This window comes from Alsobacter sp. P4_H11 (genome assembly GCF_056400925.1).
The window spans coordinates 68778-90499 of the sequence record NZ_JBFUKI010000016.1; the positions used below are offsets into that span (position 1 = coordinate 68778).

18 protein-coding genes are annotated in these 21722 nt (G+C 67.5%); 8 read left to right on the plus strand and 10 right to left on the minus strand.

All coding sequences use genetic code 11. The features are described 5' to 3' along the window. The 8 genes from AC1DSZ_RS22680 (at position 1) to AC1DSZ_RS22715 (ending at position 5828) form a co-directional block, all read left to right on the plus strand. Positions 1–870 carry a metal ABC transporter permease gene (locus tag AC1DSZ_RS22680; protein WP_476840584.1) on the plus strand — a complete coding sequence of 290 codons (870 nt, stop codon included), beginning with the start codon at positions 1–3 and terminating at the stop codon, positions 868–870. Between the two features lie 9 nt (positions 871–879). Next, positions 880–1797, plus strand: coding sequence for a metal ABC transporter substrate-binding protein (locus AC1DSZ_RS22685; protein ID WP_476840585.1), 918 nt, complete (start codon positions 880–882; stop codon positions 1795–1797). Between the two features lie 58 nt (positions 1798–1855). Beyond that, a complete protein-coding gene (locus AC1DSZ_RS22690) occupies positions 1856–2896 on the plus strand; it encodes a CobW family GTP-binding protein (RefSeq protein ID WP_476840586.1) in 1041 nt (346 codons plus the stop codon). 244 nt (positions 2897–3140) lie between these two features. After that, complete coding sequence (locus tag AC1DSZ_RS22695; RefSeq protein ID WP_476840587.1) at positions 3141–4157, plus strand: WD40 repeat domain-containing protein; 1017 nt, start codon at positions 3141–3143, stop codon at positions 4155–4157. A 2-nt stretch (positions 4158–4159) separates the two neighbouring features. Then, entirely contained in the window at positions 4160–4429 is a 270-nt protein-coding gene (locus tag AC1DSZ_RS22700) for a hypothetical protein (protein WP_476840588.1), read from the plus strand. A 72-nt stretch (positions 4430–4501) separates the two neighbouring features. After that, on the plus strand, positions 4502–4861 hold the full coding sequence (locus AC1DSZ_RS22705) for a hypothetical protein (RefSeq protein WP_476840589.1): 360 nt from the start codon (positions 4502–4504) through the stop codon (positions 4859–4861). Between the two features lie 32 nt (positions 4862–4893). Then, a complete protein-coding gene (locus AC1DSZ_RS22710; protein WP_476840590.1) occupies positions 4894–5418 on the plus strand; it encodes a DUF2937 family protein in 525 nt (174 codons plus the stop codon). 89 nt (positions 5419–5507) lie between these two features. Then, a complete protein-coding gene (locus AC1DSZ_RS22715) occupies positions 5508–5828 on the plus strand; it encodes a hypothetical protein (protein ID WP_476840591.1) in 321 nt (106 codons plus the stop codon). 66 nt (positions 5829–5894) lie between these two features. Here AC1DSZ_RS22715 and AC1DSZ_RS22720 read toward each other — a convergent pair whose 3' ends face one another. From AC1DSZ_RS22720 to AC1DSZ_RS22765, 10 genes are all read right to left on the minus strand, one after another. After that, positions 5895–7283: a homospermidine synthase gene (locus AC1DSZ_RS22720; protein ID WP_476840601.1), complete on the minus strand. Its 1389-nt coding sequence runs from the start codon at positions 7281–7283 to the stop codon at positions 5895–5897. A 311-nt stretch (positions 7284–7594) separates the two neighbouring features. Next, positions 7595–8827 carry a phenylacetate--CoA ligase family protein gene (locus AC1DSZ_RS22725; RefSeq protein WP_476840592.1) on the minus strand — a complete coding sequence of 411 codons (1233 nt, stop codon included), beginning with the start codon at positions 8825–8827 and terminating at the stop codon, positions 7595–7597. A 17-nt stretch (positions 8828–8844) separates the two neighbouring features. Next, positions 8845–9696, minus strand: a complete 852-nt coding sequence (locus AC1DSZ_RS22730) for an ABC transporter ATP-binding protein (protein WP_476840593.1) — start codon at positions 9694–9696, stop codon at positions 8845–8847. Between the two features lie 167 nt (positions 9697–9863). Further along, entirely contained in the window at positions 9864–11213 is a 1350-nt protein-coding gene (locus AC1DSZ_RS22735; RefSeq protein ID WP_476840594.1) for an ABC transporter substrate-binding protein, read from the minus strand. 105 nt (positions 11214–11318) lie between these two features. Beyond that, positions 11319–12395 (minus strand): branched-chain amino acid ABC transporter permease, encoded by a 1077-nt coding sequence (locus AC1DSZ_RS22740; protein WP_476840595.1) that lies wholly within the window; start codon positions 12393–12395, stop codon positions 11319–11321. A gap of 9 nt (positions 12396–12404) precedes the next feature. Continuing rightward, positions 12405–13361, minus strand: a complete 957-nt coding sequence (locus tag AC1DSZ_RS22745; RefSeq protein ID WP_476840596.1) for a branched-chain amino acid ABC transporter permease — start codon at positions 13359–13361, stop codon at positions 12405–12407. Between the two features lie 397 nt (positions 13362–13758). Continuing rightward, positions 13759–14562 (minus strand): ABC transporter ATP-binding protein, encoded by an 804-nt coding sequence (locus AC1DSZ_RS22750; protein ID WP_476840597.1) that lies wholly within the window; start codon positions 14560–14562, stop codon positions 13759–13761. Further along, positions 14559–16532: an AMP-dependent synthetase/ligase gene (locus tag AC1DSZ_RS22755; RefSeq protein ID WP_476840598.1), complete on the minus strand. Its 1974-nt coding sequence runs from the start codon at positions 16530–16532 to the stop codon at positions 14559–14561. Before AC1DSZ_RS22755 ends, AC1DSZ_RS22750 begins: the two co-directional genes overlap by 4 nt. 408 nt (positions 16533–16940) lie before the next feature. Continuing rightward, positions 16941–20429, minus strand: a complete 3489-nt coding sequence (locus AC1DSZ_RS22760; RefSeq protein WP_476840599.1) for an indolepyruvate ferredoxin oxidoreductase family protein — start codon at positions 20427–20429, stop codon at positions 16941–16943. A 168-nt stretch (positions 20430–20597) separates the two neighbouring features. After that, a complete protein-coding gene (locus tag AC1DSZ_RS22765) occupies positions 20598–20828 on the minus strand; it encodes a hypothetical protein (RefSeq protein ID WP_476840600.1) in 231 nt (76 codons plus the stop codon). Positions 20829–21722: the final 894 nt, after the last annotated feature.

The following is a 21722-nucleotide window of genomic DNA, read 5'->3' on the forward strand; positions in this document are numbered from 1 at the left end:
GTGTTGTATGACGCCCTGATCGCTCCCTTCGTGGAATTCGAGTTCATGCGCCGCGCGCTGGCCGGATCGGTCGCGCTCTCGCTGGGGGCCGGGCCGCTCGGCGTGTTCCTGATGCTGCGCCGGATGAGCCTCGTGGGCGACGCCATGGCGCACGCGATCCTGCCGGGCGCGGCCACCGCCTACCTGCTCACCGGGCTGTCGCTGGGCTGGATGACGGTGGGCGGGCTGGCGGCCGGCCTCGCGGTGGCGCTGCTGGCCGGCGCGGTGGCGCGCACCACCGCGCTGGAGGAGGACGCCTCTTTGGCGGCCTTCTACCTCCTGTCGCTGGCGCTGGGCGTGACGCTCGTCTCGGTGCGCGGCACCAGCATCGACCTGCTGCACGTGCTGTTCGGCACCGTGCTGGCGCTGGACGACGCCACGCTGCTGCTGCTGGCCGGCATCGCGTCCGTCACCGTGCTGGCGCTGGCGGCGCTGTTCCGGCCGCTCGTGATGGAGAGCGTGGACCCGGGCTTCCTGCGGTCCGTGAGCCGCATGGGCGGGGTGACGCATCTGGCGTTTCTCGGGCTTGTGGTGCTGAACCTCGTAGCCGGTTTCCACGCGCTCGGAACGCTGCTGGCCGTGGGCATCATGATGCTGCCCGCCATCGCGGCGCGGTTCTGGACGCGCGACGTCACCGGCCTGATCGGCGTCGCGACCGGGATCGGGATCCTGTCCGGGCTCGCCGGGCTGCTCGCCTCCTACCATCTGGGCCTGCCGAGCGGGCCGACCATCATCCTGGCGGCGGGCGTCGCCTACCTGTTCTCGCTGCTGTTCGGGACGGAGCGGGGCTGGCTGCCGCGCCTCCTGCCCCGGCGGCATCTCGAAGCCTGAGGAGCCCCCATGCTCGTACGTCGTTCCGTTCTGACCCTGGCCCTGGCGGCCGGCCTGGCTGGCTTCGCGCCGGGCGCCCGGGCGCAAACCGCCCCCAAGCTGCCCGTGGTGGCGAGCTTCTCCATCCTGGCCGATTTCGTCCGGCAGGTTGGCGGCGACCGGGTGCAGGCGGCGACGCTGGTGGGCCCCAACGGCGACGCGCATGTCTACCAGCCGACGCCCGCGGACGCGAAGACGGTGTCGGGCGCGCGGCTGATCGTCGTTAACGGCCTCGGCCTGGAAGGCTGGATCGCCCGGCTGGTGAAAGCTTCCGGCGCCAAAGGCGCGGTGGTCACGGCCGCGGCGGCGGTCGCGCCTATCGCCGGCGAGGAGCCGGCCGGCAAGGCGACCCACGCCCACGCGGCCGATCCGCATGCGTGGCAGGACGTCGCCAACGCCAGGCTCTACGTGGCGGCGATCCGCGACGGGCTCGTGGCGGCCGATCCTGAGGGCCGGCCCGACTACGAGGCGCGCGCCACCGCCTATCTGGCGCAGCTCGACGCGCTCGACGCCGAGATCCGGGCCGCGGTGGCGCGCATCCCGGCCGAACGCCGGCGCATCATCACGACGCATGACGCCTTCGGGTATTTCGGCCGGGCCTATGGGGTGACATTCATCGCCTCGCAGGGCGTCTCCACCGAGTCGGAAGCCTCGGCGGCCGACGTGGCGCGCATCATCCGGCAAATTCGGGCCGAGAAGGCCCCTGCCGTGTTCCTCGAGAACGTATCCGACCCGCGCCTGATGCAGCGCATCGCCAAGGAGAGCGGCGCCCGCGTGGGCGGCCGGCTCTACTCCGATGCGCTTTCCGAGCAGGGCGGCCCCGCGGGGACTTACATCGACATGATGCGAAACAATATAAGGGAGCTGAGCGCGGCCCTTTCGAGCTGACCGTCGCCCGCTTCCGCTCGTCCGAGATCCGCCCACCCGTTCGCGAGAGTTCACGACCATGTCCGACAAGATCCCCGTCACGGTGCTCACCGGCTATCTGGGCGCCGGCAAGACGACGCTTCTCAACCGCATCCTCACCGAGCAGCACGGCAAGAAATACGCCGTGATCGTCAACGAGTTCGGCGAGATCGGCATCGACAACGACCTCGTGGTCGGGGCCGACGAGGAAGTGTTCGAGATGAACAACGGCTGCATCTGCTGCACCGTTCGCGGCGACCTGATCCGCATCATCGAGGGGCTGATGAAGCGGCGCGGCAAGTTCGACGCCATCATCGTGGAGACGACCGGCCTCGCCGATCCGGCCCCGGTGGCGCAGACCTTCTTTGTCGACCAGGACGTCTCCGACAAGGCCCGGCTCGACGCCGTCGTGACGGTCGCCGACGCCAAGTGGCTGACCGAGCGCCTCAAGGACGCCCCCGAGGCGAAGAACCAGATCGCCTTCGCGGACGTGATCATCCTCAACAAGACGGATCTGGTCTCGGCCGAGGAGCTCGCCGAGGTCGAGGCCCGCATCCGCGCCATCAACCCTTACGCGGTGCTGCACAAGACGCAGCGCGCCGCCGTGCCGCTGGACGCGGTGCTGGGCCGGAACGCCTTCGATCTGGATCGCATCCTCGAGATCGAGCCCGCCTTCCTGGAGGAAGGCGACGGCCATCACCACCATGATCACGACCACGCGCATGACCACGAGTGCGGGCCCGGCTGCGACCATGACCATGGCGGCGGCCTAAAGCACTATCACGACGAGCACATGCAGTCGGTGTCCATCAAGCTCGGCGAGGTCGATCCCGAGAAGTTCATGCCGTGGATCAACGACCTGACCCAGCGCGAGGGGCCTAAGATCCTGCGCTCCAAGGGCATCCTGGCTTTCAAGGACGAGCCCAAGCGCTTCGTGTTCCAGGGCGTGCACATGATCCTGGACGGCGACCTGCAGCGTGACTGGAAGGCCGGCGAGGAGCGCCAGTCCCGGCTGGTGTTCATCGGCCGCGACCTGGACCAGGAGATGATCCGCGCCGGCGCGCTCGCCTGCGCGGCGTAGAATACAATTGTCGCCGTCATCCCCGGCGGCCTGCGTAGCAGGCCGGGAAGGGGATCCAGGGGGGCCTTGCGCCGCTTCTGCCATGGCCACTGGATCCCCTTCCCCTCCGCCGCTGCGCGGCTCCGGCCGGGGATGACGGCCGCGGGGCGACGCGGCGGTCACCGTAGCGTCGAGCGAGCGCAAGGGCGCGGGAGCAGGTGTTTCGAGGCTTCTCCTCCCGCTCTCCGGAGGCTAAACACACGGCATGTCCTCAGCACCGCCCACCATCACCAGCCTCACCCAGTTCGTCACCGAGCACGCCGCCGGCGACCATGTGGTGGCGGCCGCCTATCTCAAGCAGACGCCCGTGCTGGCGCTGGCCGACGGCGGCATCCTCCTGATCCACGGCGAGGGCGTGGCGCAGCGCGTCGAGGCGCATCCGGCCGCCGGCATCCTGACGGCGGCGGCGGATGGCGCCGCGATCGTGACGGGCGGGGACGACGGGCGCGTTGTGCGGACCACGCCGGATGGCAGGTCGGAGCAGATCGCGGACGAAAAGGGCCGCTGGATCGACGCCCTGGCGCTCAGCCCGAGCGGCGCGGTGGCGTGGTCGGCGAACAAGACCGTTTCGGCGCGCGACGACAAGGGCCGGGTCAAGACCTGGACCGCCCCCAGCACGCCGCAGGGGCTGTGCTTCGCCCCCAAGGGCTACCGGCTGGCGGTGAGCCACTACAACGGCGTGAGCCTGTGGTTTCCCAACACCGAGGCGGCGCCCGAGCGGCTGGAGTGGAAGGGATCGCATCTCGACGTGACCTGGTCGGCGGACGGGCGCTTCGTGGTGTCGTCCATGCAGGAGAATTCCCTGCATGGCTGGCGCCTGCCCGAGAAGGCCGACATGCGGATGTCCGGCTACCCGTCGAAGACGCGCTCCTTCGCGTGGTCGCACGACGGCGCGTGGCTGGCGACGTCGGGCGCGGACGCCGCCATCGTGTGGCCGTTCTCGTCCAAGGAAGGCCCCATGGGCAAGCCGCCGCGCGAGTGCGGCGTGCGGCCCGCCAAGGTGTCGCGCGTGGCGTTCCACCCCGGCGCGCTGGTGCTGGCGATCGGCTACGAGGACGGTTTCATCCTGCTCGTGCGCCTCAACGACGCCGCCGAGCTGCTGGTGCGCAAGGGAGACCCCGACAACGGCGCGGTGACCGCGCTGGCGTGGGACCGGCGCGGCAAGCAGCTGCTGTTCGGCACGGATGGCGGTGCGGCCGGCGTGCTGACGCTGCCGGCCTGATAATGCTCGCCGGGCTCCTCGATCGCTTCCGAAGGCCCAAGCCCGATCCCGAGGATGTCGCGCGCGTGCGCGCCTGGGTCGTCGCCGCGCTCGGGCTGCGCGAGGGCGACCAGGTCACGATCAGCGAAATCGAATGCGCCGATCCGGCCTGCCCGGGGCTGGAGACCGTGGTGCTGGTGATGCGCGCCGGGGAAAAGACCAGGGCGGTGAAGATCGCCGGCAGCCTCGTCACAATAACACAGCCTATGGTTGCAAAGTCCTTCACTGGTTGAGTCCAGTATCTTGTAAATCTTTGTTCAAATTCGATGAGTATTGAATTCCCCATGGAGCAGGGGGATTTCAGCGTGCAGGGTATCAAGATTGGGGGTCACCCGATTTCACCGGCGTCCATCGTGGCGGTCGAGGGTGGTTACCGCATCGAGCTTCAGACCTACCTGGTTGTCGCCCTAACCTTGGTGACGATGGTGATGTGCGGCTCCATGTTCCGCACCGTGCTCGGGATTTCGGTGCTCGCGCTGGTTCTGGTCGAGGGCCACGCCTACCTGAAGGACCGGCTGACCGTGCGGGTGCGGCTGCGCGACCATCGGACGTTATGTCTGCCGTGCCTCACCAAGCGAGACCTTCAGCTCACGCTCGCGCGCGTCCGCAGTCTTGCGCCTGCGGTCGAGGTCAAGTCGGTCGCGCCGGAACGCGTGCCCGGCTGAGACGTTTCCCGCTGCAATGAAGCGGGGCCCCGATGCTGTCGCGCACCCTGGCGTTCGCGATTGGCCTTCTCGGCGCGGTCGCGGGCTCGCAGATCCCGGAATTCGGACAACAATACCGCCAGCGCCTCGGCGGCGCGATCGATGAGCTGCAGGGCGCGCTCAGCCGGTTCGACGCGGATGCGCGCGCGGTGCAATTAGCCCGCCCCGACGCCATCGCGCGGCTGCAGGGCAATCCTGACAGCCTGGCGCAGGCGCGCGGCAAGGATCTCGCCTTCACGGAGCAAAGGCTCGCCGCCCTGGAGCGACAACGGGAGCGGATGCGCGACGCCGGCCCGTTTGGCCGCGTCGCCGTGTTGGCGCGCGACTCCGACACGCTTGTGATGCGCGGCGCCTTCCAGACCTTCGAGCCGGCGGTCCCGGTCACGGCCGAAGGCGCGGTCGCGGCCGGCTTAGGTTTTCTGGCGAGCTACGGCCTGATCCGCCTCGCCGCGACGCCCTTCAGGCGTCGGCGACGGGGCGGGAAGGTGAGGCTGTCGCTTCCGAAAGAAACAATGTAAGTCGCCGCTTTTTGCAATCCCTAGCAGCTAGACGGTTGTATCCTCAGTGCTTCATGTTGATTGGACACTTAGAGCGGGGGGCAAGAAGCATGTCCAGATCTCTTCATGTGATGTATCGATCAGTCCATGGACGGATTCGCGCAAATTTCAATTGGGACATTATTTCGAAACGCTCAGCAGTTCTCGTTACTGCGGCTGAATATAAATTACAAGAATCGGGCGATTCTGCACTTGGGCGTACCCATCTCGGCGCTGCAAATGTTTATGTTACAAACATCGGTGTTCACGGTGAGGCTGGCGAACCTGGCGGTGTTGAATTCTATCTTCATGTCGACTGGAGCGAGCCGCTTCAGGTCATGGTGACGATCACCGTATTCGATGAAGTCCTTTCCTACGAACGGGGAAACTGACAGTCGGAACTGCAAACCCGTTGGCTGCGCCTCGATTACGCGCAGCCAACGCTCCTATCGCATTTCCTACCGCACCAGCACGTTGCGGAACTGCCAGGGATCGGCCGTGTCGATGTCCTCCGGGAACAGGCCCGGGCGGTTCACCAGCGGCGTCCAGTCCGTGTAGACGCCCACGACTGGGCCGAGATAGGGCGTCTGCACTTCGAGGCAGCGGCGGAAGTCCATGTCGTCGGCCTCGACGATGCCGGCGTTCGGGTTCTCCAGCGCCCACACCATGCCGGCCAGAACGGCCGAGGACACCTGCAGGCCGGTGGCGTTCTGGTAAGGCGCGATCCGGCGGGTTTCCTCGACGGAGAGCTGCGAGCCGTACCAATAGGCGTTCTTGCCGTGGCCGTAGAGCAGCACGCCGAGCTCGTCGATGCCGTCGACGATCTCGTTCTCGTCCAGGATCTTCCACTCGGGCTGGCGCACGCCTTCCTGGCCGAACATCTCGTGCAGCGACAGCACGGCGTCGTCGCACGGATGGTAGGCGTAGTGGCAGGTCGGCCGATACACGGCCTTCCCGCCGGCGTCCCGCACCGTCAGGTAGTCGGCGATTGAGATCGACTCGTTGTGCGTCACCAGGAAGCCGTACTGGGCCTGCGCGGTCGGCGTCCAGGAGCGGACGCGCGTGTTGGCGCCGGGCTGCAGGAGGTAGATCGCCGCGCCGCAGCCGGTCTGGTGGGTGCGGCCGTTCTCGGGCATCCATTTCTCATGCGTGCCCCAGCCGAGCTCGGCCGGCTGCAGGCCTTCGGACACGAAGCCCTCGACAGACCATGTGTTGACGAAAACCTGGCGGGGCTTCGGCTGCTTGGCGCGCTGCGTGTCGCGCTCGGCGATGTGGATGCCCTTGACGCCCAGGGCCTGGGCGAGCTTCGCCCAGCCGTCCTTGGTGGTCGGCTCTTCGCCCGCGAGGCCGGTGTCGGCCTTAAGGTTCAACAGCGCCTGCTTGACGAACCAGGAGACCATGCCGGGGTTGGCCCCGCAGGTCGACACGGCCGTGGGGCCGCCCGGGTTGCGGCGGCGCGCGTCCAGCAGCGTCTCGCGCAGCGCGTAGTTGGAGCGGCTCTCCGGGCCCTTGCTGGAGTCGAAGTAGAATCCGGCCCAGGGCTCCACGACGGTGTCGATGTAGAGCGCGCCGATCTCCCGGCAGAACTCCATGATGTCGACCGAGGAGGTGTCGACCGAGAGGTTGACGCAGAAGCCCTGGCCGGGGCCGGCCTGCAGCAGCGGCCCGAGCAGCGCCTTGTAGTTCTCCTGCGTGACCGGCTGGTGCAGGAACGTCACGCCGTGCTTGTCGAGCAGCGCCCGATCCGTATCGACCGGGTCGATCACCGTGAGCTTCGACTTGTCGAACTCGAAATGGCGCTCGATGAGCGGCAGCGTGCCGCGGCCGATCGAGCCGAAGCCGATCATCACGATGGGGCCATTGATGCGGCCGTGCACGGGGTGCGTGGTCACGATGGGGAACCTCCTGGTGGTCGAAACGGCGTCCTATCACGGCCGCGCCACCCGGATGTGACGCCGGCGGCCGCCGGAAAGCGGCAGTTCAAATCAAGCGAACGCCTCCGCGTCAATGGGAGAGGCGCAAACCCTTCTCCCCGAAACGGGGAGAAGGCGCCGCGCAGCGCCGGATGAGGGGAGATGGCAGGCTTCAAATAGCGGAGAATCCCCTCATCCGACCTCGCTTCGCTCGGCCACCTTCTCCCCTGTCGGGGGAGAAGGGATCAGCCCACCGGGCGCTCGTCCGCGATCACCTTGCCGTCATTGGGAAGGCTGCCCGGCGCGACGAGCTCGATCCGGGCGCGCAGCTTCGTGAACGCCTGCACGCTTTCGCCCAGCGCGCCCACGAGCGCATCCGAGCAGGTCGCGGTCTCGCCCTTGACGGTGAACACGTCCTGCTCGTTCTCGCGCGTTACGACGGCGCGCAGCCGCGCGATCTCCGGGTGGCGTTTCGCCACCTCGGCGATCTGCTCGGGGCGCACGAAGAGGCCCTTCACCTTGGCGGTCTGGTCGGCGCGGCCCATCCAGCCCTTGATGCGCATGCCGGTGCGGCCGCACGGGGAGGGGCCGGCCAGCACGGCCGAAAGGTCGCCCAGCGCGAGGCGTATCACCGGATGGTGGGGATCCAGCGACGTGACCAGCAACTCGCCGACCTCGCCGTCCGGCACGGGATCGCCAGTGCCGGGCCGCACGATCTCGAGGATGAACTCCTCGCTCACCACCAGCCCTTCGCGCGCCAGCGTCTCATACGCGATCACGCCCACGTCGGCCGTCGCGTAGGCCTGGTAGGCCTCCACGCCCCGGCTTCGGAGATGATCCCGCAGCGACGGCGGGAAAGCCGCGCCCGACACCAGCGCCTTGCGGATCGAGGACGCGTCGCGGCCGCCCTCGGCGGCCTTGTCGAGCAGGATCTTGAGGAAGTCCGGCGTGCCCGTATAGGCGGCTGGACGCAGGTGCTCGATCACGTCGAGCTGCTGTTCGGTATTCCCCGGCCCGGCCGGGATCACCGGGCAGCCCAGCGCGCGGGCGCCGCTGTCGAGAATGAACCCGCCCGGCACGAGGTGGTAGCTGAACGTGTTCAGGACGATGTCGCCGGCGCGAAAGCCTGCCGCATGGATCGCCCGCGCGGCGCGCCACGGATCCGGGCCCTGGCCCTCCGGCTCGAAGATTGGGCCGGGGGACGCAAAGATGCGCCCGAAGGCGCCGATCGGCTCGGCCAGGAAGCCCGCGAAGGGTGGGTCCGCCTTCTGGCGGCCAGGCAGCTCGGACTTGCGCAGCACCGGCAGCTTGGCCAGCGCGGCGCGACTGGTGACCGTCGCGGGGTCCACCGCGCCAAGATGCGCCGCCCAGCCCGGGGCGGTGAGAGCCTTGGCGACGACCTGCGGCAGGCGCGAGAATTGATCCGCCTCGCGCTCGGCCGGTGAGCGGGTTTCCAGGGCGTCGTAGTGGTCGGACATCGAACCCTCTCGTTCCGTCACGCCAGCCAGCGCTTGCGGCGCTTGTAGCTCTTCACGTCGCGGAAGCTCTTGCGGTCGGCGCCGGCGACGCCGAGGTAAAATTCCTTGACGTCCTCGTTCTCGCGCAGAGCGTCCGCGGCGCCGTCCATCACGACGCGGCCGGTCTCCAGGATGTAGCCATAGGTGGCGTAGCGCAGCGCGATGTTGGTGTTCTGCTCGGCGAGGAGAAAGCTGACGCCCTCCTTCTGGTTCAGCGTGCGCACGATCTCGAAGATCTCCTCCACGACCTGCGGAGCGAGGCCCATGGAGGGCTCGTCGAGCAGGATCATCTTGGGGCGGGACATCATGGCGCGGCCAATGGCGCACATCTGCTGCTCGCCGCCCGAGGTGTAGCCCGCCATGGAGCCCTTCCGCTGCCGCAGGCGCGGGAAGTAGTCGTAGATCAGCTCCATGTCGCGCTTGATGGCGGCATTGCCGTCGCGGCGCGTGAAGGCGCCGGTGAGGAGGTTCTCGTCGATGGTGAGGTGGCCGAAGCAGTGGCGGCCCTCCATCACCTGGATGCAGCCGCGCCGCACGAGGTCGTTGGGCGTGAGCTTGTCGACGCGCTTGCCCTCGAACTCCACCGTGCCCTTGGTGACCTCGCCGCGCTCGGCGTGGAGCAGGTTGGAGATCGCCTTCAGGGTCGTGGTCTTGCCCGCCCCGTTGGCGCCCAGGATGGCGACGATGCCGCCCTTGGGCACCGTCAGCGAGACGCCCTTCAGCACCAGGATCACGTGGTCGTAGACCACCTCGATGTTGTTGACGGCCAGGATCGTCTCCGCGGCGGCGGAGGGATGAGGAAGATTCTGCGCGGCGTCGACGATCGTCATGGCGACATGTTCCCGTTCAATTCCCCTCCCCCTTGTGGGGAGGGGTCAGGGGTGGGGGTCTCTCGATGGCGATGAAGGCGAGAGGTCAAGCGCGTCCCATTTTGGTTTGGTGCAACCCCCACCCCCAGCCCCTCCCCACAAGGGGAGGGGAGTCCGCCTGCGGCTTGTCACGAAGCCTTGTCGCAGGGCTCCGTGCGCTTGGGCCAGCCGGCGTTCTTTTCGGCGTAGTCCTGCGCGGCGGCGTCGAGCGCGGGCTTCACCTTGTCGGCCATGGGCTCGATCGGGTCGGAGATCTTCACCCACTTGGCGCCGTCCCATTGCTGGATGAAGGCGGGGCGGTGGCCGTTGTGGTTGTCGCAGGTGAGCTTCAGCGTGCCCGTGAACCCGGCGAGGCCGAGCTCCTTCAGGCGCGCCTCGTCGAGGTTGATGTTCTCGAGCCCGCGGCGAACGTCGGCGCCGTCCACCATCTTCTTGCCGGTGATCTTCTGGGCCTGCGCGATGCCCTCGGCGATCAACAGCGAGTTGTAGACGCCGCGGTTGTAGAGCAGCTCGCCGACCTTATCCTTGTTGGCCTTGCTGAGGCCCTTGTCGACGACGTGCTTCTGGATGTCCTTCAGCGCCGGGAAATCGGTTCCGATCCCGTGCCAGTTGATCATCTTGAAGCCCTTGGCGCCGTCGGTGCCCTTGATGTCGTCCTCGCCCGGCCACCAGATCGAGACGAACTTCTCCATCGGGTAGTTGATCTTGGCGGCTTCCTTGATGGCGGTCGGGTTCATCGCGCCCCAGCCGTACATCACCATGTATTCCGGCCGGTCACGCCGCACCGAGAGCCACTGGGATGACTGGTTCTGCATGTCGCCGGGAGCGACCGGATAGAGCTTCAGCTCGAAGCCGAAATCCTTGGCCATCTGCTCGAAGAGCGGGATCGGCTCCTTGCCGAAGCCGCCGTCGAAATAGATGTAGCCGATCTTCTTGCCCTTGAGCTTCTCGATGCCGCCTTCCTGCTGGCCGATGTAACGCAGGATGATGCCGAGGCCGTCCCAATAGGTGTCCGGCGGGTTGAACACCCAGGGGAAGATGTCGCCGCGCGCCGAGGCCGACAGGCCATACGCCATGGAGAGAATCGGGATCTTGTCGACCGAGGCCTTGGGGATTAGCGGCAACGTGATGCCGGTGGACCAGGGATTGACGAGGACGGGCTTCTTGCCCTTCACGGCGTCGTAGCACTCCAGGCCCTTCTTGGTGTCGTAGCCGGTCTCGCACTCGTCGAGCACGATCTTGACGCCGCCGATGCCGCCGTCGCGCTCGTTGAGCATGGTGAGGTAGTCACGCATGCCGTCCGCGATCGGGATGCCGGAGCCCGCGAAGGGGCCGGTGCGGTAGGTGAAGAGCGGCACGTAGACGCCTTCCTGGGCGGCCGCCTCCTGCGCCGTGGAGGCGAGGCCCAGCGCGGCGGCGCCGAACAGCGCCGCGGCGGCGAGCGCCCGGCGGGCCGTACCCGTCTTTCTCTTGGTCATCGTTTCTCTCCCTCGATGTTCGGGCCTCGCGGCCACGAACGTTACGACCCGGCGGGTTCTTCGCCCGCTTGGCGGGATTATCACCCGCCTCGACTTCGCCGCGCCCTAGTAGGGGAACGGCCAGATACGAAGCTTCTGTTTTCCGGTCTGCCACAGCCGGGCGAGGCCGTGCGGCTCGGCGATCAGGAACACGATGATGAGCACGCCCACGATGATGAACTGGAGATGCTCTACGGTCGCGGCCGCGATCGGGACGCCGAGCGCGGCCGGCAGCAGCCGCAGCACGATCGGCAGCATGTAGATCAGCGCCGCGCCCATGAAGGAGCCGACGAGGCTGCCCAGGCCGCCGATGATCACCATGAAGAGGATCAGGAAGGACTGGTTGATGACAAAGACCTCCGGTTCGGCGCTGCCGTACCAGAGGAACACCATCAGGGCGCCGGACACGCCGCAGTAGAAGGACGACACCGCGAAGGCGAGCAGCTTGGTGGTGAGCAGGCGGATGCCCATCAGCTCGGCCGCGATGTCCATGTCGCGCACCGCCATCCAGGCGCGGCCGACGCGGCCATGCACGAGGTTGGAGGCGAACCACGTCATCAGCGCAACCACGCCGAGCACCACGAGGTAGCGCGCCTCCGGCGTCGCGTTCGCGCCCGTGATCGGGATGCCGAACAGGAACCGCTCCGGGGCTTCGATCGCCCCCGAGGTGTTGTAGTTCACCAGCCAGGGGATGCGGCCGAAGCACCACTGGAGAAAGAACTGCGCCGCCAGCGTGGCGACCACGAGGTAGAAGCCCTTGATGCGCAGGCTCGGCAGGCCGAACATCGCCCCCACGAAGGCCGATACGAAGCCGGACGCGATGATCCAGACGATGATGTTCACGCCCGGGAACCAGGTCGTGAGCTTGTAGCAGGCGTAGGCGCCCACCCCCATGAAGGCCGCGGTGCCGAGAGAGATCAGGCCCGTGTAGCCGGTGAGGATGTTGAGCCCGATCGCCGCCAGCGCAAACACCAGCGTGGGGATCATCACGCTCGACAGAAAGAACTGGTTGCCGAAGGCCGGGATGAGCACGAAGGCGGCGAACAGGATCACGGTCAGGCCGATCCGGTCCTGCCGGATCGGGAACACGGCCATGTCGGCGGCGTAGCTCGTCTTGTACTGGCCTGCTTCGCGATAGAACACGGCCGCTCCTCAGATGCGTTCGATGATCTTCTCGCCGAACAGGCCTTGCGGCCGGAACAGCAGGAAGGCGAGGGCGATGAAATAGGCGAGCCAGCTCTCGATGCCGCCGCCCACCAGCGGCCCCCAGTAGAATTCGCCGAGCTTCTCGCCGATGCCGATGATGAGGCCGCCCACGATGGCCCCCGGCACGGAGGTGAAGCCGCCCAGGATCAGCACCGGCAGCGCCTTGAGGGCGATCACCTGCAGGGCGAAGGACACTTCCGAGCGCGCCCCCCACATGATGCCGGTGACCAGCGCGACGATGCCGGCCGTGAACCACACGATGGCCCAGATTTGGTTCAGCGAGATGCCGACCGAAAGCGCCGCCTTGTGGCTGTCAGCCACGGCGCGCAGCGCCCGGCCGATACGGGTTTTCTGGAAAAAGAACGCCAGCACGGCGATCATCAGGGCGGCGATGATCGCGGCCGCGATGTCGATCTTCTGCAGGCTGACGAAGCCGCCCAGGATCTTGAACTCCACCGCCCCCTTGGGCAGGTAGAGCTGCTCGGTGATCATGCGCTTCGGGTTGCCGCCGAAGATGAGCTCGCCGAGGCCGATCAGCACATAGGTGATGCCGAAAGTCGCCATGAACAGGATGATGTCGGGCTGGTTCACCAGCGGGCGCAGCACCACGCGCTCCACCGTGACGGCCAGCAGGAACATCACCCCGACGGCCAGCGCCAGCGCGAGGAAGGCCGGCACGCCCATCTCGTGGAAGCCCACCAGCGTCAGCGCGGCGAACACCACCATGATGCCCTGGGCGAAATTGAACACGCCCGAGGCCTTGAAGATCAGCACGAAGCCGAGCGCGATCAGGGCGTAGAGCACGCCCGAGACGAGGCCCTCCCACAGCGTCTGCACGAGCAGGTCCGGCGCCTGCCCCATCTGCACCCAGGGATCGACGAAGAGCGCGTAGAGGATGTTCATGAGGGCTGTTCCTCAGAGCCTGACCGAGGATGGAGCGCCCTCCTGCCGAAAGCCTGTCTGTTTGTTCGCCCGACGCCCCTCATCCTGAGGAGCCATGCGACAGCATGGCGTTTCGAAGGACGAGGGGTCCAGTGCGCGCAATCGTGGTCACACACTGGAGTCCCTCGTCCTTCGAGACGCATCGCCAAGGGGCGATGCTCCTCAGGATGAGGGGACTCAGGTCTGGGCCCAACGGCTTTGGTCCCCTCGCGGTCATCCCCGGCGGCCTGCGCAGCAGGCAGGGAAGGGAATCCAGGGGTGCGCGCGGCGGCCCTGGATCCCCTTCCCCTACGCGGCTGCGCCGCTCCGGCCGGGGATGACGGCCATGGTGGGTTAGAACAGAACACCGCGATCCCCCTCAATGCGGCACGCCCAGATAGGCGTCGATCACGGTCTGGTCGGTTTTCACCTGGTCGGGCGTGCCGTCCGCGATCTTGCGGCCGTATTCGAGCACCACGATGCGGTCGGAGAGGTCCATGACGACGCCGATGTCGTGCTCGATCAGCGCGATGGTGGTGCCGTACTGGTTGTTCACGTCGATGATGAAGCGCGACATGTCCTCTTTTTCCTCGAGGTTCATGCCCGCCATGGGCTCGTCGAGCAGCAGGAGATCCGGCTCCATCGCGAGCGCCCGGCCGAGTTCGACGCGCTTCTGCAACCCGTAGGGCAGCTTGCCGACCGGCGTCTTGCGGATGGCCTGGATCTCGAGGAAGTCGATGATCTCCTCCACGACCTTGCGGTGCTCGATCTCCTCGCGCATGGCCGGCCCGTGCCGGAACAGCTGCCAGAAAAACGAGCCCTGCATCTTGAGCGTGCGGCCCGCCATGATGTTGTCGAGCGTCGACATGCCCTTGAAGAGGGCCACGTTCTGGAAGGTGCGCGAGATGCCCTGCGAGGCCGCCACATAGGGGCGCATCTTCTGGCGGGTCTCGCCCCGATAAGTGATGCGACCCTGCTGCGGGTGGTAGAAGCCGTTGATGACATTGAGCATCGACGTCTTGCCGGCGCCGTTGGGGCCGATGATGGCGCGGATCTCGCCCTTGCGGATGTCAAAGCTCACATCCGTGATGGCCTTCACGCCGCCGAAGTTCAGCGAGACGTTGTCGACCGCCAGCAGCACGTCGCCGGCCGCAACGCCTTTTTCAGATCCCGGCGCCCTCATGCGGCGCGCTCCATGGCGGAGGCGGGGGCGGCGACCGGGTGGGCGGCGCAGTCGCGGATCTTCACGCGCGCCGCGATCACGCCCTTGCGGCCGTCCTCGAATGTGACCTCCGTCCGGATGTCGGCCTCAGGCGAGCCGTCATAAAGGGCGGTCACCAGCGGCGCGTAGCGCTCGGCGATGAAGCCGCGCCGCACCTTCTGGGTGCGGGTGAGCTCGCCGTCGTCGGCGTCGAGCTCCTTGTGGAGGATCAGGAAGCGCCGCACCTGCGCGCCGCCCATCATGGGCTCCACCGCGAGGGAGCGGTTCACCTCGTCCACGTGGCGGGCGATCATCTCGTAGACCTGTGGGTGGCCGGCCAGCTCCTGGTAGGACGCGTAGACGATGTTGTTGCGCTCGGCCCAGTTGCCGACCGCCGTCAGGTCGATGTTGATGAAGCAGGACACGTAGTCCTGGCCGTCGCCGAAGGCCACGACCTCCTTGATGTTGGAATAGAACTTCAGCTTGTTCTCGACATATTTGGGCGGGAACAGCGATCCGTCGCGCATCTTGCCGACGTCCTTGGCGCGATCGATGATCTTGAGGTGGCCGGTGGCGTCGAAGAAGCCGGCGTCGCCCGAATGCACCCAGCCGTCCGGCGTCTTGGTCTTGGCGGTCGCCTCCGGGTCCTTGTAGTAGGCCAGGAACACGCCCGGCGATCGGAACATCACCTCGCCGTTCTCGGCGATGCGGACCTCCACGTCGGGCGCGGGCCGGCCGACCGTGTCGGCGCGGATCTCTGCGTCAGGCTGCATGGTGACGTAGACGGCCGCTTCGGTCTGCCCGTAGAGCTGCTTCAGGTTGATGCCGAGCGAGCGGAAGAAGCGGAAGATCTCAGGGCCGATGGCCTCGCCGGCCGTGTAGGCCACCTTGATGCGCGAGAAGCCGAAGCGGTTCTTGAGCGGGCCGTAGACCAGCATCTCGCCCAGCCCGTAGAGCAGCCGGTCCTTGGCCGAGACGGTCTCGCCGTTCAGGATGGGCTCGCCGACCCGCTTGGCGACATCGAGGAAATAGTGGAACAGCCGGCGCTTGAACGGCGCGGCGTCCTCCATGCGGACCATCGTGAGGGTGAGCAGGTTCTCGTATACGCGCGGCGGCGCGAACGCGTAGGTGGTGCCGATCTCGCGGCGGTCCTCCACGACGGTCTCGGGGCTTTCCGGGCAGTTCACGCAGAAGCCCGCCACCAGCGATTGCGCGTAGCTGAAGATGTGGTCGCCCACCCAGGCGAGCGGCAGATACGCGATCGTTTCCTCGGTCTCGTCCAGCTTGTCGAACAGGCAGCCGTTGCGGGCCGAGATCAGCACGTTGTCGTAGCTCAGCATCACGCCCTTGGGGCGGCCGGTGGTGCCGGACGTGTAGAGGATGACGCCGAGGTCCGCGCCCTTGCCGGCCGCAATGGCGGCGTCGAGCGCCGCGCCGGCGTCCGTGCGCAGGGGCTCCGCGCCGGTGCGCAGCAGCGCGTCGATGGCGTGCAGGCGCGTGTGGTCGTAGTCGCGCAGGCCGCGGTCCTCGTCGTAGAGCACGTGCCGGAGATTGGGCAGGCGGTCCGCGATGGAAAGGAGCTTGTCGACCTGCTCCTGGTCCTGCACGGCGGCGAGCTTCACGTCCGCATGCGCCAGCACATACGCCATCTCGTCCGCGACGCTGTCGGCATAGACCGGCACCGGGATCGCGCCCAGCATCTGGGCGGCCATCATCGACCAGTAGAGGCGCGGGCGGTTGGAGCCCACGATCGCGATCGTCTCGCCCTTCTGCAGGCCGAGCGCATGAAGCGCCGCCGCATAGGCGCGGCACAGGTCGTGGACCTCCGCCCAGGTCCAGGTCTGCCAGATTCCGAGATCCTTGTGACGGACCGCGGGCCGCGAGCCGCGCGTCTGCGCGTTGCGGATCAGCAGCTTCGGAAACGTGTCGTCGCGCATGGACGCGGCGGCCATCCTTCAATCCTCCCAGGCGGATGGGGCTCCCATCCGGTCACGGCGCGCGGCCTTTTGGCCGTCTTCGGCATGTGCGTTTCGCACAGCTGCTATGTGGGAAGGTTATCCGGACGGAAGCCGGACACAAGCTCGACTTTGGTGCAGCAATGCGGATATTCGCGCCGAAAACGCCAGTACGAGCGTGCGCAAATGCACTAGCCCCCGTGCACCGATGCGGCGATCGGTTCGGGGCTCGCGCCCAAAACAGGGCTGTCATCCCCGGCGACGCGAAGCGTCGGGAAGGGGATTCAGAGGTGAGCGCCTTTGCCCCTGGATCCCCTTCCCGACCTGCTGCGCAGGTCGCCGGGGATGAAGGAGAGAGTTGCGCGCCTGGCAGCGAGCCTGGAGGCTCGCGGTCCAAAGGAGCCTTCACTCCGCCGCGATGGCCTGCACGGGCGGTCCGGCGCGGAACTGCGCCAGCAGGGCGGTTTCCTCGGCCTTGGCCTTCTCGACGTTGCCGTCCTTCACGTAGCCATAGCCGCGCATCTTCTGCGGGAGCGACGCGATGGCGGTCGCGAGCGCGAGGTTGGCGGGCTCCAGCTTCGCCAGCAGTTCCGGCAGCAGCGCCTCGTAATCGGCCAGCAGCCGGCGCTCCATGCGGCGCTCGTCCGTGTAGCCGAACACGTCGAGCGGGGTGCCGCGCAGCCCGCGCAGCGAAGAGAGGACGCCGAAGGCCTTCAGCATCCAGGGGCCGAAGGTCGTCTTCTTCGGCCGGCCCTGCGCATCCTTGCGGCCGAGGATCGGCGGCGCGAGGTGGAAGGAGAGCTTCAGGTCTCCGTCGAACTGCGCCCGCAGGCTCTTCAGGAACTCGCCATCCGCATAGAGGCGCGCCACCTCGTACTCGTCCTTGATGGCCATGAGCTTGTAGAGCGCACGCGCCACCGCCTCGGTGAGAACCGTCGAGCCCGGGACGGCTTTACCCTCGGCCTCCCGCACCCGCGCCACCCAACCGGCGTAGCGCTTCGCATAGCGCTTGCTCTGATAGGCGGTGAGCGATTCCACGCGGCGCGCCAGCGTTTCGTCCAGCGATGCCGAGATCACCCGGTCAGCCGCCGGGGCCTCGCGCGGCGCCACAAGAGCGGTCACGCGGGCGGGATCGACGCCGTAGCGGCGGCCCCATTCGAAGGCCGCCTTGTTCATCGCCACGGCTTCGCCATTGAGCTCGATGGCGCGCTCCAGCGACTGCGCCGAGAGCGGCACCTTGCCGAGCTGCCAGGCGTAGCCCAGCATGAACATGTTGCCCGCGATGGCGTTGCCGGTGAGCGCGGTGGCGATCTGGGTGGCGTTGACGAAGCTGACGTTGTCGCGCCCCGCCGCCGTCAGCACGGCGCGCTTCACGCGCTCGGCCGGCAGCGAGAAGTCCGGGTTGCGGGCGAAGTCGCCCGGCATCACCTCGGCGGTGTTCACCACCATGGCGGTCTCGCCCTGCTTCACGGCCGCCAGCACCTTGCGGGTGCCGGTGACCGAGATGTCGCAGCCGAGCACCAGGTCGGCGTCGCCGGCCGAGACCCGGATGGAGTGGATGTCCTCCGGCCGGGGCGCGAGCTTCACGTGGCTGTAGACCGCGCCGCCCTTCTGGGCGAGGCCGGCCATGTCAATCATGCCGCAGCCCTTGCCCTCCAGATGCGCCGCCATGCCGAGGATCGCCCCGATGGTGACCACGCCGGTGCCGCCCACGCCGGTGACGATCACCGCATAGGGCCTGTCCAGCGCCGGCAGCGTCGGCTCGGGCAGCGCGCCCCAGTCGGCGTCCGCGCCCGAGGCGGGCTTGGCCTTGCGGATGCTCGCGCCCTCGACGGTGACGAAGGACGGGCAGAAGCCCTTCAGGCAGGAGAAATCCTTGTTGCAGTTCGACTGGTCGATCTGCCGCTTGCGGCCGAACTCGGTCTCCACCGGCTGCACGGCGACGCAGTTCGACTGGACGCTGCAATCTCCGCAGCCCTCGCACACGCGGGTGTTGATGAACACGCGCTTGTCCGGGTCCGGATACTCGCCCCTCTTGCGGCGGCGGCGCTTCTCGGACGCGCAGGTCTGGTCGTAGATCATCACCGACACGCCCTGCCGCTCGGCCAGCTCGCGCTGCACCGCATCAAGGTCGTCGCGATGGTGGAAGGAGAGGCCCTTGGGCCAGAACGCGCCGTCGCGCGGGTATTTCTCGGGCTCGTCCGACACCAGCGCGATGCGCTCGACGCCCTCGGCGGCGACCTGCCGGGCGATCATGTCGACCGTGAGCTCGCCCTCGTGCCGCTGGCCGCCCGTCATCGCGACCGCGTCGTTGAAGAGGATCTTGTACGTCATGGTCGTCTTGGACGCGATCGCGAAGCGCAGCGCCAGGACGCCCGAGTGGTTGTAGGTGCCGTCGCCCAGGTTCTGGAACACGTGGCCGCGCTTGGAAAAGGCGGCCTCGCCGACCCAGTTGGCGCCCTCGCCGCCCATCTGGGTGAAGCCGTCGGTGGAGCGGTCCATCCACTGCACCATGTAGTGGCAGCCGATTCCCGCATAGGCGCGCATGCCCTCCGGCACCTTGGTGGAGGTGTTGTGCGGGCAGCCCGAGCAGAAATAGGGCGTGCGGGTGGAGACGTCCTTGGTCTCGGCCAGCGTCTCCTGCGCCTGCTTCAGGCGGCGCACGCGGCCGGCCAGCTCCTCGCTGGCGTGGTATTTGAGCAGCCGCTCGCCCAGCGCCACCGCGATGTCGTTGGGGTCCAGCGCGCCCTTCACGGGGAAGAGCCACTTCCCGGTCTCGTCCTTCTTGCCGATGCAGATCGGCTGGTTGGCGGTGCCGTAAAGCTCCTCGCGGACCTGCACCTCGATGAGGGAGCGCTTCTCCTCCACGACCATCACGACGTCGAGGCCGCGGACGAAGTCCATCAGCTCATGCGCGTCGATGGGCCAGGGGCAGGCGATCTTGAACAGCCTGAGGCCGATGTCGTTGGCCCGCACCTCGTCGATGCCGAGGTCGTCCAGCGCCTGCCGGACGTCGAGATAGCTCTTGCCGACCGTGATGACGCCGATCTTGGGATTGCGGCCACCGGAAAAGATCATCCGGTTGAGCTTGTTGGCGCGCACGAAAGCCAGCATGGCGTCGCGCTTGTAGTCCTGGAGGCGGGCCTCCATGTCGAGGATGCCGTCGCCGGGGCGTATGTTGAGGCCGCCGGGCGGCATCTCGAATTCGGGCGTGACGATCTGGACGCGGTCGAGCGAGCCGTCGATCACGGCGGTCGACTCCACCGTGTCCTTCATGCCCTTGAAGGCCACCCAGGTTCCGCAGAAGCGGCTCATCGCCCAGCCATAGAGGCCGTAGTCGAGGATCTCCTGCACCCCGGCCGGGTTCAGGATCGGGATCATGACGTCGACGAAGTGGAATTCGGACTGGTGCGCGGTGGTGGATGATTCGGCCGTGTGGTCGTCGCCCATCAGGGCGAGCACGCCGCCGTGGCGCGAGCTGCCGGCCATGTTGGCGTGGCGAAACACGTCGCCCGAGCGGTCGACGCCGGGACCCTTGCCGTACCAGAGCGAGAACACGCCGTCGTATTTGCCTTCGCCGCGCATCTCGGCCTGCTGGGTTCCCCAGCAGGCGGTCGCGGCGAGTTCCTCGTTCAGGCCGGGCTGGAAGCGCACCTGCGCGGCTTCGAGCTGCTTCCTGGCGCGCAGGAGGTTCTGGTCCAGCGCGCCGAGCGGCGAGCCGCGATAGCCGGAGACGAAGCCCGCCGTGTTGAGCCCGGCCCGCTTGTCGCGCTCATGCTGCATCATCAGCAGGCGCACGATCGCCTGCGTGCCCGTCAGAAAGACGCGCTCCTTGCCGAGGTCGTATTTGTCGTCGAGGGAAACGTCGCGCAGCGAGACCGGCAGAACCGACATGGATTGTCCTCCAGATCGTCCACGCTTTTGCGCATCAACGCCATGCTGGCGCTGGGGGTCCCTTCAGGGCCGCTGAGGGACGTCTCCGGTACGACTTGCGTATAGGTCAGTATAGCTGACTTTTATGGGTTGGAAAGGCCCCGTCGTCGCTGCGCTGCAGCGAGGCGATCAATCGGCCTGGAGGCCCCATTCGCCATGCAGCTTCGGCAGCACCGTGCTCGCGATGGCGTCGAGAGCGGGCTTCTCGGCGTCCGAATCCACCTCCACGACCCGCCACGTCTCGCCGCCGGCGTGCTCGATCTGGACGTTGGTCACCGTGCCCTTGGCCCCGAGCGCCCGGTCGAGTTCGGCCGTGACGATACGCTTCAGCTCCGCCATCGGGATCGCCTGCCTGGCCATGTGTGGTCTCCATCCTGCGCGCCCCAATCGGGCCGCCTCGTTGGCGCACAACCCGGGCCTAAGCCGGGCGGTTCCTCGCGGGCGGCGCCTGGCCTACGGGGATGATCCGCAACCACGGACGCCCCGCCGTCATTGCGAGCCGGAGGCGAAGCAATCCAGCTGATGCTGGGCAGGAGGCCCGGCGTCGGGGTCACCCCCAACCGCCTGCATTGCTTCGCTGCGCTCGCAATGACGGCGAGGCGGCTGCATCGTGGTGCGCGTCCCTCTCCCGCTTGCGGGAGAGGGACAGGGGTGAGGGCGCCGGGAACCCCTGCATTTCTCCGTCATTGCGAGCGTCAGCGAAGCAATCCAGCTGATGCCGGGCGCTACGCCCGGTGCGGGGGCTGCTCCCAATCACCTGGATTGCTTCGCTGCGCTCGCAATGACGGCGAGGCGGCTGCATCGTGGTGCGCGTCCCTCTCCCGCTTGCGGGAGAGGGGCAGGGGTGAGGGCGCGGGGGCAACGCGAGCGTCACGGGATGGCGGCAAGTCGGACCACCCTCACCCCTGCCCCTCTCCCAGGGGGAGAGGGAACGCGCCCGTAATATGAAAATAATCCTTGACAGTCCACCCCGTTTTCTGCACCTTCCACCTACTCTCGACCCAGGGAGGGGGCGCTTCCGGAGCGGTCCGTTGCGGGGTCGGGGCGCGGCGCCTGCGCGGGTGGGGATACCGGACCCACCCTCCCGGGAGGCCTTTCCGGAGCGGCCGGACGGCGGGTTCGAGGGGTAACAGCCTCAGCCGACCCTAAGTCAGGCAGTCAGCCCGCCCGCCCCACACTATGGTGGGGCCGTGGACGCGGCCACCTTAACACCCTCGCGGTTGCTGCCCACAAGGAGCGGCCACGAGGAAGGAG